Origin of the sequence: Mycobacterium sp. NPDC006124 (assembly GCF_040614235.1) — a bacterium.
Taxonomy (GTDB): Bacteria; Actinomycetota; Actinomycetes; order Mycobacteriales; family Mycobacteriaceae; genus Mycobacterium.
Genome location: NZ_JBEXUA010000009.1, coordinates 77,324 through 91,435, shown reverse-complemented (window position 1 = coordinate 91,435; position 14,112 = coordinate 77,324). Strand labels below are relative to the sequence as shown.

At 68.0% G+C, this 14,112-nt stretch carries 13 protein-coding genes and 1 pseudogene; 3 read left to right on the top strand and 11 right to left on the bottom strand.

Annotation, left to right across the window (positions count from 1 at the left end; all coding sequences use genetic code 11):
* Positions 1–11: 11 nt before the first annotated feature.
* From ABZ195_RS19200 to ABZ195_RS19180, 5 genes are all read right to left on the bottom strand, one after another.
* A complete protein-coding gene (locus ABZ195_RS19200) occupies positions 12–1,178 on the bottom strand; it encodes an alpha/beta hydrolase (protein WP_355220530.1) in 1,167 nt (388 codons plus the stop codon).
* Entirely contained in the window at positions 1,178–2,320 is a 1,143-nt protein-coding gene (locus ABZ195_RS19195) for a homogentisate 1,2-dioxygenase (protein WP_355220528.1), read from the bottom strand. The genes ABZ195_RS19200 and ABZ195_RS19195 overlap by 1 nt, the downstream gene beginning before the upstream one ends.
* 106 nt (positions 2,321–2,426) lie before the next feature.
* The gene (locus ABZ195_RS19190; protein ID WP_355220526.1) at positions 2,427–2,807 is read right to left on the bottom strand and encodes a nitroreductase/quinone reductase family protein; all 381 of its coding nucleotides are present in this window, start codon (positions 2,805–2,807) and stop codon (positions 2,427–2,429) included.
* A 74-nt stretch (positions 2,808–2,881) separates the two neighbouring features.
* Complete coding sequence (locus ABZ195_RS19185; protein ID WP_355220524.1) at positions 2,882–4,030, bottom strand: acyl-CoA dehydrogenase family protein; 1,149 nt, start codon at positions 4,028–4,030, stop codon at positions 2,882–2,884.
* Positions 4,031–4,063: 33 nt separating this feature from the next.
* Positions 4,064–4,630, bottom strand: coding sequence for a helix-turn-helix domain-containing protein (locus ABZ195_RS19180; protein ID WP_355220522.1), 567 nt, complete (start codon positions 4,628–4,630; stop codon positions 4,064–4,066).
* Between the two features lie 240 nt (positions 4,631–4,870).
* On the opposite strand from ABZ195_RS19180, the gene ABZ195_RS19175 reads away from it, so the two are divergent.
* Positions 4,871–5,842, top strand: a complete 972-nt coding sequence (locus ABZ195_RS19175; protein WP_355220520.1) for an alpha/beta hydrolase family protein — start codon at positions 4,871–4,873, stop codon at positions 5,840–5,842.
* A gap of 36 nt (positions 5,843–5,878) precedes the next feature.
* Here ABZ195_RS19175 and ABZ195_RS19170 read toward each other — a convergent pair whose 3' ends face one another.
* The 4 genes from ABZ195_RS19170 to hisN form a co-directional block, all read right to left on the bottom strand.
* Positions 5,879–6,877, bottom strand: coding sequence for an acryloyl-CoA reductase (locus tag ABZ195_RS19170; RefSeq protein WP_355220518.1), 999 nt, complete (start codon positions 6,875–6,877; stop codon positions 5,879–5,881).
* Positions 6,878–6,914: 37 nt separating this feature from the next.
* The gene (locus ABZ195_RS19165) at positions 6,915–8,123 is read right to left on the bottom strand and encodes an acyl-CoA dehydrogenase family protein (RefSeq protein WP_355220516.1); all 1,209 of its coding nucleotides are present in this window, start codon (positions 8,121–8,123) and stop codon (positions 6,915–6,917) included.
* A 35-nt stretch (positions 8,124–8,158) separates the two neighbouring features.
* Positions 8,159–9,568, bottom strand: a complete 1,410-nt coding sequence (locus tag ABZ195_RS19160; RefSeq protein WP_355220514.1) for an acyl-CoA dehydrogenase family protein — start codon at positions 9,566–9,568, stop codon at positions 8,159–8,161.
* 93 nt (positions 9,569–9,661) lie between these two features.
* A complete protein-coding gene (gene hisN, locus ABZ195_RS19155) occupies positions 9,662–10,444 on the bottom strand; it encodes a histidinol-phosphatase (RefSeq protein ID WP_355220512.1) in 783 nt (260 codons plus the stop codon).
* Positions 10,445–10,468: 24 nt separating this feature from the next.
* Between hisN and ABZ195_RS19150 the strand changes: the two genes are divergently transcribed.
* A complete protein-coding gene (locus ABZ195_RS19150; RefSeq protein ID WP_355220511.1) occupies positions 10,469–10,918 on the top strand; it encodes a hypothetical protein in 450 nt (149 codons plus the stop codon).
* Here ABZ195_RS19150 and ABZ195_RS19145 read toward each other — a convergent pair.
* Positions 10,915–12,170, bottom strand: a pseudogene (locus ABZ195_RS19145) (DUF222 domain-containing protein). The gene ABZ195_RS19150 and the pseudogene ABZ195_RS19145 sit on opposite strands and share 4 nt — an antisense overlap.
* 60 nt (positions 12,171–12,230) lie before the next feature.
* Between ABZ195_RS19145 and ABZ195_RS19140 the strand changes: the two are divergent.
* Positions 12,231–12,638 (top strand): PPOX class F420-dependent oxidoreductase, encoded by a 408-nt coding sequence (locus ABZ195_RS19140; protein ID WP_355220509.1) that lies wholly within the window; start codon positions 12,231–12,233, stop codon positions 12,636–12,638.
* Between the two features lie 68 nt (positions 12,639–12,706).
* Here ABZ195_RS19140 and ABZ195_RS19135 read toward each other — a convergent pair whose 3' ends face one another.
* A complete protein-coding gene (locus tag ABZ195_RS19135; RefSeq protein WP_355220507.1) occupies positions 12,707–14,071 on the bottom strand; it encodes an FAD-dependent oxidoreductase in 1,365 nt (454 codons plus the stop codon).
* Between the last annotated feature and the right edge of the window lie 41 nt (positions 14,072–14,112).

Here is a 14,112-nt window from a genome sequence, read left to right as displayed (position 1 = left end):
CCCGCCGTATGTCACCGGCCCAGCCCGTGCCGTTGCAACCAGTCCGTGCAGATGTCCACCGCGTGACGCAGGGTGTCGCGTTGGTCGGGGCCCGCGTAGTAATGGTTGGCACCGGGAATTTCGTGCATCTCCTTGTCAGGGTGACCAATTGCGTCGAAGAGCCTGCGGGTGTGGCTGGGCGTGCACGCGTCGTCGGCCAGGTTGCCGATCACCAGGGTGGGCACCGCGACGTCAGGCCCGGCCTTCAACGCGTCACCGTTGGCGTCGTCGTAGCTCCACTGGGACAGCCAGCTGCGCAGGGTGCAGAATCTCGCGAGGCCGACGGGTGAGTTGTTCACCACTCGAGGATCGCCCAGATAGCAGGTCCCCGGGGTGCGATCGTTCGGATCCACCGTGGGGTCGAGCCAGCGCGGGTCGGCCATCGTGCCGTGCACGACGAAGGCGAACTCGTCCTCGGGTCGGCCTGCCGCCTTCAGTTCGGCGAGCTTGTCCTTGACCCAGGCGGTGATGCGCCGATTCCTGGCGATCTGCGCGGCGTGGTAGCGCTCCAGGAATTCCGGTGTGTAGGGCGGTTGATTGGGATTGGCCGGGTCGTAGAGGTCGAGTTCGGGATCGCGCTTGGACGGGTCGGACTCGTCGAGGATGGAGGCGTCCATCCACTCGGTCATCGTGCCGTGCCGGCTGACGTGAGCGGCGAGCAGCATGACGGCGTCGGCGGGGATGAGGCCCAGCGTGGTCAGATCGGGTCCGTCGCCCGACGGGCTGGCGGTGACCGTCGGATGCTGGGCCTGCTGCTGATAGAAGACCGACAGGGAGCCGCCGCCGCTCCATCCGGCGAGCACCACCTTGGCGTAGCCGAGGCGGTTCTTGGCGTCCTTGATGCACTCGCCGAGATCCTCGACGACCTTCTCCATCAGCAAGGCCGAGTCGGTGCCGCGAAAGCGGCTGTTGCAATAGATGACGTGGTTTCCGGCGCGCGCGAGGGCGTTGATCATCGGCAGGTAGGCGCCGCCGCCGATGGGGTGCATGAAGACCAGCACGGTGTCGCTGGGCCGGTCCGGCTTCAGCAGGTAGCTCTCCAGGACCACCAGTTCGGCGACGCCGCCGTAGACGTCGCGCACCGTCGAATTGTTCTGATAGGCAACGAGATAGGGGATGCGCTCATAGGGGTGCTTCATCAGTGTTGCCCGAGGTCGTTCGCCAGCACCTCCGCAGACGGCACCAATCGCCGCCGCGTGTCGATCGAGATCACCGACCAGTCCACCCGGGAGTACTCGTCGAACTTGCGACGGGCCCGCTCGCGGGCCTTCTCCGGTGCGCCGTGGTGAACCCCCTGCGGCGCATGGGAAATCAGCCCGGGCGGCATCGGGATGCCGTAGAGGGAGCCGCTGTGGAAGAACGCGATCTCGTCGAAGTCGACGTTGCGGTGGTACCACGGAGTGCGTTCGGTGCCCGGTGCGCCTTCGGCTGGCTTGGGCAGGAAGTTCATCACGTACACGCCCGTCGCCTGCATGAACAGGTGCACCGTCGGAGGAAGGTGCACGGTGTCGGAGGTCACCACGTTGTAGTCGGCGATGTTGAAGGTGAACGGGAAGTTGTCACCGCGCCAGCCCTCGACGTCGAGTGGATGATGTTGGTAGAAAAGCGAAGTCGGGCCACCTTCGTGGATGAGCCGGACCTCGTACTCGCCGTCGCGTTGCGGGCCCTCACCGTCGTCGATCGCGGCGGGCTCCGGAATGACGATCTGCGAGGGGTCGAAGGGAAAGTGCCTGCCCAGCTGCGCCGGCGGGGGCACCCGGAACTCGTCGGTGGCCTGGAGCATCAGCAGCGTGGTCTCGGCTGCGCCTGCCCCCGGGTCGCCGCGCTCCTGCCCCCGAGGGCCGGGTACGTGGCGCCACGTACACGCCTTGGGGATGTACACCCAGTCGCCCTCGCGATAGGGCAGGGGACCGAACTCTGTCTCGAGGAGGCCCGAACCCTGGTGCACGAAGAGCAGGAGGTCGCCGTCGACGTGGCGCGCGAAGAACGGCATGGGCTCGGTGCGGCGCGACAGCAGTACGAGGCAGTCGGCGTTGGAGAACATCAGCAGCGGACCGCCGTTGGCGTCGGTGGCGTCACTGGGTTTCAGTTCGGTGGACAAAACGTCGAGGGGTCGCAGCGGGCCGACGGTTCGGTAGGCCGTCGGATCGTTGCGCCGGTAGATGTTGGCCGTCCGACCGGTGAAGCCGCCGCGTCCGAGTTCGTCGTCCTTGAGTCCGTCGAGATCGGCGTGCAGACGCCTGGGGGTGGTGCCCTTGCGGAGGTGGACGAACGATTCCATGGCTGTCTCCCAGGTCCTCGGTGGTGATCCGATCGCACTAAACTGAAACTGACGTTACTTTTATTTCCTCGGCGAGGCAAGGGCCCCGCGAAGCCGATTCCAGGCGTCAGCGGTCGAGGTCGACGCGGACGGTCAGCAGGTTGGTGCCGAATGTTCGTACGCCAAAGGCGTTGAAGGAGGGCTGATCTCGTAGCCGGGCCTGAGGATCGTCGGCCGGCATCGGGTGGGCGATCCCGGTGTGCCAGCGGCCCCGAAGTCGCACCCGCACGCGCGGGTCGACCGCGATGTTGCGGACGTACTGCGAACGGTCGCCAAACTCGGAGACGAACCAGAACTGGTCGCCAACCCGTCGCCCGCCGATCGGGGTGCGCCGGGGCGCACCGGACGTGCGGCCCGTCGTCTCCAGGAGTGTCTGAAACGGCACTCGGCGCATCAGCGGGTTGGCCACCCGCCTCTGAAAGAAGGTCGTCACGGCATCGCGGGCCATGGATCCATTTCACACCGTCGGTCAAGGGGTTGGCGCGTGCCGCCGCACGCGCGGGGTGGGTGCCTTGGTGCGCATCAGACCATCGCCGTCGGCGAGACCTTCATCCCCAGGTGCAAGGCGCCGGCGAGCTCGCGGCTGGTGTCGTAGTCGAAGACGACGTGGCCGGAGATGACGTCGACGTCGCGCTTGAACCGTTGCAGAGGGCTGTCGAGGAAGTGGGCGCTGGCTCCGGAGGCCTCCGTCAGCGAGGCGATGACGGCCCGCGACTCGTGCACCACGTGGGCCGCCGCCAGCCGGGCGTCGCCCCGCACCAGCTTTGGCACCGTGCCACCCGCGTCGACGAGATCTTCGATCGTGCCCACGGTGTCGGCGAGCAGCCCGCGCAGAGCGCGCAAGCGCACGGCGGCCTCGCCGAGGTGAGACTGCGCGATGGGCTTGTCGCGCTGGGTGACGCCCTCGTAGGCCAGGACCCGCCCGGCAAGTCGCTCGGCGTAGAGCTCGAGCACCCGCTCGGCGCTGCCCAGGGCCGGCATCGCCGCCAGCAGGGCGAGCGCCGGCACCATGGGCCAGCGATAGGTCGGCGAGTCGTGCAGCTCTGCCCCCGGCGCGGTGCCGCGGTAGATGTCGACCACCCGAACCATCCGGTGCTCGGGGACGAAGGCGTCGGTGACCACCACGTCGTTGGACCCGGTGGCCCGCATGCCGTCGGTCTGCCAGACGTCCTCGACGGTGAAGTCACCCGCGGGCAGCAGGGCCAGGGCCGGGTAGATGGCGTCGTCGGGCCCGCATAGTGCGCCGACCACGAGCCAGTTGCCGGCCATCACGCCCGTCGCCCACGACCAGCGCCCGGTCAACCGGATCCCGCCGTCGACCGGGACGCCGCGGCCCGTCGGTGCCAGCGGGGCCGGCGCCAGGAAGGGGCGGGTGGCGAAGGCCTCCTCCTGGGCCTGCTCGCCGAAGAGCGCCACCATCCAGTTGTGCAGCGCATAGAACCCGATCGTCCACGCGCTGGAGGTACAGCCGTGGGCCATCCGGCGGACGGGGTCGAGCAGGGCGGGGAAGTCCGCCTGCTGGCCGCCGAAACGCTTGGGGACCAACAGTTCGGTCAGGCCGGAGGCCCGGAGGTCGGCGATGGTGGCGTCGGGGAGGCGACGGAGCTCCTCGGCGTCGCGCGCCCGCTCGGCGAGGCGGTCGACGAAGTCGTCGCTGATCAGGGCGTTCATGCCGATGACGGTACCATACTAAAAAGTATGGAACTAGCGGGCGAGCATCAAATCCAGAAAGCGCTCGCCGGTCACCGCGTGCTTGGCATCGGGTGTCTGGCCCGAGAGGTGAAGGAAGCCGATGCCGGCGGCGAAGGTGGCGTTGGCGCGGAGTGCGGCGTCCTCGGCGTCGAAGCCGTAGTCCTCGAAGGCCTGCCGCACGGCCTGCAACACGCGGCGATCCGCGGCCTGGACGCTGCGGGCCACCTCGTCGTCGGTGCGTGCCCACTCCCGCATGGCTCGCTCCAGGGTCCAGTGCCTGGGGCTCAGGAGTGAGGACATCATGAGCGACAACCGCTCGCGGGGGGTCGAACGTCCGGTGACGTCGCCGGCGGCGCGGTCCGCTTCGCGCAGTGGCGCCCACGCTTGGACGAGTGCCGTCCGATAGCTGGGCATTCCGTCGAAGTGCCAGTAGAAGCTGCCCTTGGTCACACCGAGGCGCTCGCACAGGCGGTCGATCTTGAGCGCCTTGATACCCTCCTCGGCGAGCAGGCCGTAGCCAGCTTCGATCCAGTCGTCGATGGCCAGCCGGTTGCCGGCAGCGTTGCGGGAACTCGCCACGACCAGCAGTTTAGGGCTCTGAAATGCCCTTCGGTTGACGGACACGTCATCTACTGGACGTCTGCCGGGGTGGCTGGTGGTCGCAGCGCCATGTTTTACTTCCTAACGACAAGTTAATACTCAGGTCCGCCTGCTACGGCTGCGCGGGCGCGGCAGGCGGCGATCCCGTCGTCGCTGGGGCGATTACGCATCGCACAAAATCGTCGGTTTACCCGTAACAGGAACTGGATGGATTCGTAGATGTCGATTGACGGTGTTCTCGGGCGCTGGACGCGCCGACTACTGATGGCGACCATGGCGGTGCTCTTGCTGCCGGGCATGATCGGCGCGGTAGGTGGCAGCGCGACCGCAGGGGCGTTCTCGCGTCCCGGCCTCCCGGTCGAGTACCTGATGGTCCCCTCGCCCTCGATGGGGCGCGACATCAAGGTTCAGTTCCAGAGCGGCGGCCCCAACTCTCCGGCGGTCTACCTCCTCGACGGCCTGCGCGCCCAGGACGACTTCAACGGCTGGGACATCAACACCCAGGCCTTCGAGTGGTACCTCGACTCCGGCCTGTCGATGGTCATGCCGGTCGGCGGCCAGTCGAGCTTCTACTCCAACTGGTACAAGCCCGCCTGCGGCAAGACCGGTTGCCTGACCTACAACTGGGAGACCTTCCTCACCTCGGAACTGCCGTCCTACCTGGCGTCCAACAAAGAGGTCAAGTCCACCGGAAACGCGGCCGTCGGTCTCTCGATGGCCGGTGGCGCCGCCCTCGTCCTGTCGGCGCACCACCCCGGACAGTTCTCCTACGCCGGCTCGATGTCCGGCTTCCTGAACCCGTCCGAGGGACAGTGGCCCGGTCTGATCAACCTGTCGATGGGTGACGCGGGCGGCTACAAGGCCAACGACATGTGGGGCCCGGCCGAGACCGATCCGGCCTGGCAGTACAACGACGCGATGGTGCAGATCCCGACGATCGTCGCCAACGGCACGCGCATCTGGGTGTACTGCGGCAACGGCACCCCGAGTGAACTGGGCGGCAACAACCTGCCCGCCAAGTTCCTCGAGGGCCTGACGATCCGCACCAACCGCACGTTCCAGGACAACTACATCGCTGCCGGCGGCAAGAACGGCGTCTTCAACTTCCCGGACACCGGTACGCACGACTGGCCGTACTGGGGCGCGCAGCTGCAGCAGATGAAGCCCGACCTGATCAGCCACCTCCTCTGAGGCGACTGATTCGACTGTGACGAGTGGCGGGTGGGTTCAGAACCCACCCGCCACTTTCACGACTGCCCGACCGGAGAACGCGCCGGCCCGCACCTGATCGATGACCTCGACGACGTCCTTGACGTCCACGTCGTGGGTGATCTGCGACAGCCGCCGGGGCTTCGAGGATCCGCCGAGCAGCGTCCACAGGTCGCGGCGCGGCCCGATCCGCATCATCACCGAGTCCATGCCCAGCAGGGCAACGCCCCTCAGGATGAACGGCATCACCGTCGTGTTCAGCCCCGGCCCGCCGGTGAGTCCACTGGCCGCCACGGCACCGCCGTAGGACAGCGTGCTGATGACGTCGGCCAGCGTGGCGCCGCCGACGCAGTCCACCGCACCCGCCCAGCGTGTCTTGCCCAGCGCCCGCGGCTTGGCGTCCGGATCGGCCGGCAGCCGCGGGATCACCTCGGCCGCACCCAACGCCGTCAGGCGGCCCTCGGCGTCGGACTTTCCGGTCGACGCAACCACGTGATAGCCCGCCGCGGACAGCAGGTCGACGCTCACCGAACCCACTCCGCCGGTGGCACCGGTGACGACGACGGGACCGTCTTCGGGTCGGATGCCGTGGCCGATCAGGGCCTGCACGCTCATGGCGGCGGTGAAACCCGCGGTGCCGATCGCCGCACCCTCGTAGGGCGTCAGGGAACCGAGCGCGACGACCTGGTCGGCGGGGACGCGCGCGAACTCGGCGTACCCACCGTGGCGGCCCGTGCCGATCTCATAGCCATGGGCCAAGACGGCGTCGCCGACCGAGAAGTCCTCCGAGGCCGACGAAACCACCTCACCGGTCAGGTCGATGCCCGGCACCAGCGGATACTCCCGCGCGACGCCACCCTTCGGCGTGAGCGCCAGCGCATCCTTGAAGTTGACGCTCGAGTAGGCCACGCGGATGGTCACCTCGCCGGGCGGCAAGTCCGCCTCGGTGAGGGTCTCGACCGTCGCGTCGACGCGATCGTCGTGCTGCCGTGCGACCAGGGCTTGAAAGTCATCCATTCCGATGACGTTAGCGGCCCTGGCCCCGGCTGGTGCGCTACTTCAGCTCTGCCGAGGACAACCCGAGCAGCCGACGGGCCACGACGAGCTGCTGGATCTGCTGAGTGCCCTCGAAGATGTCGAGGATCTTCGAGTCGCGGGCCCACTTCTCCAGCAGCGTGGCCTCGGAATAGCCAGTGGTTCCGGCCATTTCGACGGCCTTGAGGGTGACCTCGCTGCCCACGCGGGCGGCCTTGGCCTTGCCCATCGAGGCTTCCTTGGAGTTCGGAATCTTGTTGTCGGCCTGCCAGGCGGAGCGGACCGTCAACAGGTAGCCGGCCTCCCACTCGGCCTCCAGCCGCAGGAATTCCGCGGCAGGCGCGCTCTGGGCGTGCGCGGGCTTGTCGTAGGAGATCTCCACGCCCGCGTCGGTGAGGATCGTGCGCAATTCCTCCAACGCCGCGCGGGCGACGCCGACGGCCATCGCGGCCACGATGGGCCGGGTGTTGTCGAAGGTCTCCATGACGCCGGCAAAACCCTTGTCGACGTTGATCTCCGGACTACCCAGCAGGTTGTCCTTCGGGATCCGCGCGTTGTCGAAGCGGATCGCGGCGGTGTCGGAGGCCTTGATGCCGAGCTTGTGCTCGAGTCTCTCGACGGTGACACCGGGATGGTCGCGCGGCACGATGAAGGACTTGATCGCCGCGCGGCCCTTCGACTTGTCCAACGTCGCCCACACCACGATGTGGCTGGCCCGAGCCCCGGCCGTGACGTAGATCTTCTCGCCGTTGATGACGTACTCGTCGCCGTCGAGCTTCGCCGTCGTCGAGACCGCCGCTGAGTCCGAACCGAAGCTCGGCTCGGTGATGGCCATCGCCGCCCAGACCTTGCCGAGGCGGCTCAGCTGCTCGTCGGTCGCGACGCCGGAGAGTGCGGCGTTGCCCAGCCCCTGGAACGGCACCGACAGGAGCAAGGCGACGTCGCCCCAGCTGATCTCGAGCGCATTGACCAACGCGGACATGTTGGCGCCGTTGACGTTCACCTTCGAGTCGGCGCCGTCGCGGAACGCCTCGGCTCCGGCGAAGGAGATGGTGTTCGCGGCGGTCATGCCCTCGAAGAGTTCGGCCAACGTGTCCAGTTCGACTGGGTAGGCGTGCTCGGCGAGGTCGTACTTGCGGGAGATCGGCCGCAGCATCTCGGCGGCGGCTCCGTGGCTCGTGTCGATGACGGCCTGCAACTTCTTGGGCATTTCGAGATTGATTGCCATGAGAGGACTTCCGGTTAGTTTCGAGATACCAGGGACTAGAGGACGACGACGCCTTCGGCCACGCCGAGTGCACGAAGGTCGCGGTACCAGCGTTCGACGGGATGTTCCTTGGTGAAGCCGTGGCCGCCGAGCAACTGCACACCGTCCAGCCCGATCTGCATGGCCTTGTCGGTGCCGAACTTCTTGGCCAGCGCCGCTTCTCGGGCGAAGGACAGGCCCTGTTCGGCGCGGGCGGCACCGCGCCAGGTAATCAGACGCAGCCCGTCGAGTTCGATGGCGATGTTGGCGCACATGAACGCCACCGACTGCCGGCGCGCGACGGGTTCACCGAACGCTTCGCGCTCCTTGACGTAGGGGATGACGTAGTCGAGTACGGCGTGTGACGTGCCGACCGCCAGTGCGGCCCAACCCAATCGGGCCAGGGCGATCGCCTCGGAGTAGTTGTTGGCATGCTCGGCTTCGGTCGTCTCGTCCTCGCCGAGCCGGTTGTGTAGCGGCACCGCGACGTCGGCGAGTTCGAGCTGGCCCAGTGCCGCGGCGCGGATGCCCATGCTCGGGTCGGCCTTGACGGAGAGCCCCGTCGAGTTGGCCTCGACGATGAACAGTGTGGGCTTGCCGTTGAGCTGGGCGGCGACGACGAACAGTTCGGCGTCGGCCGCCGCGGGCACGAGCGACTTCACGCCGGTCAGCCGGTATCCGCCCGGGGTGCGGGTGGCGACGGTCTTCAGTGCCGTGGGGTCGAACAACGCGTGGGGCTCGGCGATCGCGACACACGCCTGAGGCACGTTCTCGCCGGCGAACTCGGGGAGGTAGGTGGCCTGCTGGCTGGCGCTGCCCCAGTGGGTGAGGGCTGATGCGACGCCGCCCGGCGCGAGGATGGGAAGCGCCAGACCCATGTCGCCGTAGGCAAGGGCTTCGGCCACCAACGCGTTGGTGACGGTGGAGCGGTGTGCGGCGATGCCGTCGAAGTCCTCCGGGACGTTGACGGCGGTGATGCCGAGCTCGGCGGCCTTGGCGATGAGCTCGGGTGGGTAGGTGGCCGCGGCGTCGGCGTCATGAGCCGCGGGCCGAAGGATTTCCTCGGCGAACTCGCTGATCGTCTCGACGATCATCTTCTGCTCGTCGTCTGGCGTCAGGTCGAAGTAGTCGGCGCCGCTCGGCTTGAGCCGGGTGGCGGGCTTCCCAAGTCGCTGCACCCGGTTGAACTGACGCGTCGTCGTGCCCAGTGCGGAGAAGACCGTCTGCACTCCGTTGCGAAGACCGCGATTGAGCGGATCCCGCAGCCCGCGGCGGTCCAGGAACTCTTGGCCGAGAAGGGGAGTGAGCAGGGCGAGGCCGATGTCGGTCGCCGACCGCTTGTGCTTTTGAAGGCCTACGGCGCTTTCGCGGCCGGTGCGCTTCGGGCGTTGATTGGTGCCGCTCGGGGACGGCAGGGTGTTGGTCATGTCGACAGCCTCGCATCGTTGGGGCAGTACGTGATGACCGTATCTTACTATTGAGTAAGATACGCCGAGACTGTTATCAACGTCACCTGATCGTCACGGCGTCGCGAGCCAGCCGAGCACGTCGTCGTGCAGGTGACCGTTCGTGGCGACCGCGCTTCCGCCATGCGGGCCGGGGGCGCCGTCGACGTTGGTGAAACGACCACCGGCTTCGCGGATGACGATGTCGAGCGGTGCGAGATCCCAAAGCTTGACCTCGGGTTCGGCGACGACGTCGACCGCCCCTTCGGCCACCAGGCAGTACGACCAGAAGTCGCCGTAACCCCGAACGCGCCAGACCGCGTCGGTGAGTTCGACGAACCGGTCTCGGCGATCCTCCCAGCCGGTGGTCAAATCGGAGAACGACAGGCTCGCCGACTCGAGTTCCGACACGCCCGACACCGAGATCTGGCGGGTGGCTCCGTTGAACGAGGTGAATGCGCCTCCGCCCGCGCTGGCCCACCATCGTCGTGCCAGCGCGGGTGCGCTCACGACGCCGACGGTCGGAACGCCGTCCTCCAGCAGGGCGATGAGCGTGGACCACACCGGAACCCCGCGGACGAAGTTCTTGGTGCCGTCGATGGGGTCGAGCACCCACTGGCGACCCTCGAAAATCGCTGTGCCGCCGAACTCTTCGCCCAGGACGGCATCGTCGGGGCGATTGGCCACCAGCAGGCCGCGCAGCAATTCCTCGGCGGACTCGTCGGCGTCGGTCACCGGGGTCAGGTCGGGTTTGGTCTCGACGTGGAGGTCCAGGGCGCCGAACCGGTCGAGGGTCAACGCGTCGGCCTCGTCGGCCATCTGCAGGGCGAGGCCGAGATCATCTGAGACTGTTCTCATGGGTGCAGTCCTACCATGGGGTTCGTGTTCGAAATCCTCGTGCTCTTGCTGGTGGTCGGTGGCATCGTGCTGTTGCTTGGACCCAGGATCATGGGGAGGCGTGGCCCGGGGGCGTCGGGCGGACCCGGCAGCGTAGGAGACCCCCGCGAGCGTCGCAACCCCGTCGGTCGGGGAGCGAATGCCGCCGGCACCCTGCTCGTCACCGGGGTGAGCGCGGGCGCGGAGTCGGGCGGCTCGCAGTTCGTGACGATCACCGGCGTCATCAGCGGTCCGACGGTGCGTGACTACGAGGTCTACGGTCGCCTGCAGATGGCAGTGGGGACCGCGCCAAACATGGGTCAGTTGATCCCCATCGTCTACAGCACCAAGAATCCCGAGAAGTGGTCCTTCGCTCCGCCCGAGATTCCCAACATGCCGCCACCGCCGCCCAACATGCCCCCGCCGCCGCCCAGCGGTCCCACCGAGCTCCGCTAGGCGGCGTTGGGCCAGGCGAGGTGGTCGGCGAAGGCGATCTCGACGGCGCTTCGGTGGTGGGTGGTGCGGCCGGGTAGTGGTGGGGCTTGGGAGTGGTGGCGGGCGCCGGTGGGGGTGGTGAATTCTGCCGCGTGGTGACCGTCGTGGTCGAGGGTGGTGGTCGCCGACCAGCCGGGGGCTTCCTTGGTGTTGTTGCAGGCTTCGCAGTCGCCGAGGCCGTTGACTGCGGTGGTGGGTCCACCGCGGGCGTGGGGGTGGGCGTGGTCGGTGTGGCGGATGGGGGCGTCGCAGTACGGGGTGCGGCAGGTGTCGTCGCGGACGGCGATGAACCGGGTCAACCCCTTCGGGAAGGTTCGGGCCCGAGATTCCATCGCGATCAGGTTTCCGGGGCTGGGGTGGCGGTAGAGCCGGCGCAGGGTGGCCTTGGATCGGTCGTCGGTGGCGGCGCGGTCGACCAGTTGGCAGGCCACCGCGGCGGGGATGGGTCCGTACCCGGGTACGCGGGCGGGTGTGGTGTCCCCGCCCACCAGGGTCTCGTCGGTGATCACCACCTCGACCGCGATCGGAACGGGCACCGCGGCGGGGCGGCCGGTGACGCGTTCGACCAGGGTGTCGGCCATGACCTGGCCGCGGGAGCGCCCGTCTCCGCACGTGTCGGCTTCCCTGCGCAGTGCGCCGTACACCGCGACACCCTGGGTCATGGGGAGCAGTGCGGTCACGTAGGTCATGGCGTCGGGTGCAGGTCGGACCCAGACCGAGCGTTCGCCCTCGGCGCGGGCGGCACGGTCGAGCACGCGGGTCGAGTTGGTAGGCGATGGCCTTCGCGTCGGCGGTGATCTTCTTGTCGCCCTTGCCGTCGAGGGTGGTCTGGTTGGCGCACATCCGGGCGTCGAGGATTCGGCGGTCGGTGACGTCGAGGCAGGCCGATTCGCGCACGATGAGGGTGGCCCGCCATTCGGACAGTGCCCCGGCTCGTAGGGCGGCCAGGGTGTGGGGCATTTCGTGGACCAGAGCGCGGGCCAATCCGAGGTGGCGCCCACCACGGTTCGGGGAGTCGCGGCGGGCCAGGGCGATCTCACTACCCAACCCCTTGCCCCGCCTGGCCGCGGGTATCCCGGCGGCGGCTTCCCGCGCCCGGCGGGTGGTGTCGAGGCGGGCGGTCAGGGCGGCCTGTTCGGCCGCGGGCCGCGGACTTGGCGCGCTCGAGTGCGGCGATGCGGTCGAGGAACCGCGCCTCGTCCATGTCGAACATGTGTTCGATTCTACGACGGGCGTATGACACGGGTATGCGACGCGGGTGTATGACGAAGTCATGCCGCAACCACTGCCAGAAGGTCTGCTAGATCTCCTCCGCAAGCCAAGCCCCTGCTTCATCGCCACGTTGATGCCGGATGGATCGCCCCAGCTGACCGAAACCTGGGTCACCACCGACGGAGAGAACATCGTGGTCAACATCGTCGACGGCATGCAGAAGGCGCGCAACATAGCCCGAGATCCGCGCGTCGCCGTCAACGTCGTCGACCCCGAGAACGTCTACGGCTACTACGCCGTCCGCGGGCGGGTGGTGAAGACGACCACCGAGGGCGGACGGGAGAGCATCGAGGAACTCTCGCAGAAATATCTGGGCATCCCGTACCCGAACTTCAGCGGCAATCCCCATGAGACCCGGGTGCTGATCACCATCGAGGCCGACTCGGTGAACTCGCCGCGACGGGGGTAGTCGTGCAGGAGGTCTAGCCGTGCCCGTTGGGCTGACTCCTCACGTGCTCGTGCCTCGCAGATCGGTCCTCAGCCGTGCCCGATCCGCAAGAACTCCGCCACATTCGTCACCTTTACCCGCGGCCGCCCCGACGGTCCACCGGCGCTGCGTTCGTGCGCGTCGATCCGCTTCCAGTGGTCGTCGGTGACCAGGTGGGGTTGGCGTGCCAGCAACCAGGCGGCGGCGTCCTGCGGCTCGTCGCCCAGGTCTGCCGTCGCCAGGTCGGCGAGAAGCGTCTCGACGGTAGCCGCCGAGTCCTTCTTGTTGCTGCCGATGACTCCGGAGGGGCCGCGCTTGATCCATCCGACGACGTAGGAATTCTTGGTGCCCTCGACGCGGCCGTCGGAATGCGGAATGGTCGCCGAGCGCTCGTCGAACGGCAGCCCCGGCGTGGGCACGCCCCGGTACCCGACGGCGCGGACCACCAGCTGCGCGGGAAGCTCTTCGCGGGCACCGGTGTCCTTGGCGACCAGCCGGCCACCCTCGTCGACCAACTCGTTGCTCCCCAACACGATCGAGGACACCCGCCCGTCGCCCTTGATCTCGACGGGCGAGGTGTGGAACCGAAACACGATGCGACGCTTGGCTCCCCGAAGGGGCCGGTCCGCGTATCCGCGTAGCACCTTGACGTTCTGCTTGACGGTCTTGCCCGCCGCCTCCAGATCCTCCTCGGAGATGTCGGCGAAGTCCGCCGGGTCGACGACCACGTCCACGTCGGCCATCGCCTCGAGATCTCCGAGCTCGCGCAACTCCAGCGTGGTGAAGGTGGCCTGCAGGGGGCCACGACGCCCGATCACCACCACCTCCTCGACACCGCGCGCGTGCAGAGACTCCAAGGCGTGGTCGGCGATGTCGGTGTTGGCCAGCGCATCGGGGTCGCTGACGAGGATGCGCGCGACGTCGAGCGCGACGTTGCCGTTGCCGACCACCACGGCCCGCCCGGTCGACAGGTCCGGCGCCATTTCCTCGAAGTGAGGGTGGGCGTTGTACCACCCGACGAAGTCGACGGCTGCGACGCTGCCGGGCAACTCCTCGCCGGGGATGCCGAGGGGACGATCGGCCTGGGCTCCCACCGCGTAGACGACCGCGTCGTAGCGTTCGGCCAGTTCGTCGGCGTGTACGTCCTCACCCACCCGAATGTTGCCGAAGAAGCGGAAGCGAGGATCGCTCGCGACCTTCTCGAACTGGGCGCTGATGGTCTTGATCTTGGGGTGGTCCGGGGCCACGCCCGAGCGCACCAGGCCCCACGGGGTCGGCAGCATCTCCAGCATGTCGACCCGCACGTCCCTCGGGTCTCCCGAGTCGCCCGACGAGTCTGCGAACTTCAAGAGTGAGGCAGCGGCGAAGTAGCCCGACGGGCCGGAACCGACGATCGCCACGTGGTACGGGCGCATGTACTAGCCCTCCATGGGGAAGATGACGAGCCCCGGAAACC

Bases quoted from the DNA above. Each gene is read 5' to 3' on its own strand.
- ABZ195_RS19200 (WP_355220530.1), bottom strand. From the start codon at position 1,178: ATGAAGCACCCCTATGAGCGCATCCCCTATCTCGTTGCCTATCAGAAC.
- ABZ195_RS19195 (WP_355220528.1), bottom strand. From the start codon at position 2,320: ATGGAATCGTTCGTCCACCTCCGCAAGGGCACCACCCCCAGGCGTCTG.
- ABZ195_RS19190 (WP_355220526.1), bottom strand. From the start codon at position 2,807: ATGGCCCGCGATGCCGTGACGACCTTCTTTCAGAGGCGGGTGGCCAAC.
- ABZ195_RS19185 (WP_355220524.1), bottom strand. From the start codon at position 4,030: ATGAACGCCCTGATCAGCGACGACTTCGTCGACCGCCTCGCCGAGCGG.
- ABZ195_RS19175 (WP_355220520.1), top strand. From the start codon at position 4,871: ATGTCGATTGACGGTGTTCTCGGGCGCTGGACGCGCCGACTACTGATG.
- ABZ195_RS19170 (WP_355220518.1), bottom strand. From the start codon at position 6,877: ATGGATGACTTTCAAGCCCTGGTCGCACGGCAGCACGACGATCGCGTC.
- ABZ195_RS19165 (WP_355220516.1), bottom strand. From the start codon at position 8,123: ATGGCAATCAATCTCGAAATGCCCAAGAAGTTGCAGGCCGTCATCGAC.
- ABZ195_RS19160 (WP_355220514.1), bottom strand. From the start codon at position 9,568: ATGACCAACACCCTGCCGTCCCCGAGCGGCACCAATCAACGCCCGAAG.
- hisN (WP_355220512.1), bottom strand. From the start codon at position 10,444: ATGAGAACAGTCTCAGATGATCTCGGCCTCGCCCTGCAGATGGCCGAC.
- ABZ195_RS19140 (WP_355220509.1), top strand. From the start codon at position 12,231: ATGCCGCAACCACTGCCAGAAGGTCTGCTAGATCTCCTCCGCAAGCCA.
- ABZ195_RS19135 (WP_355220507.1), bottom strand. From the start codon at position 14,071: ATGCGCCCGTACCACGTGGCGATCGTCGGTTCCGGCCCGTCGGGCTAC.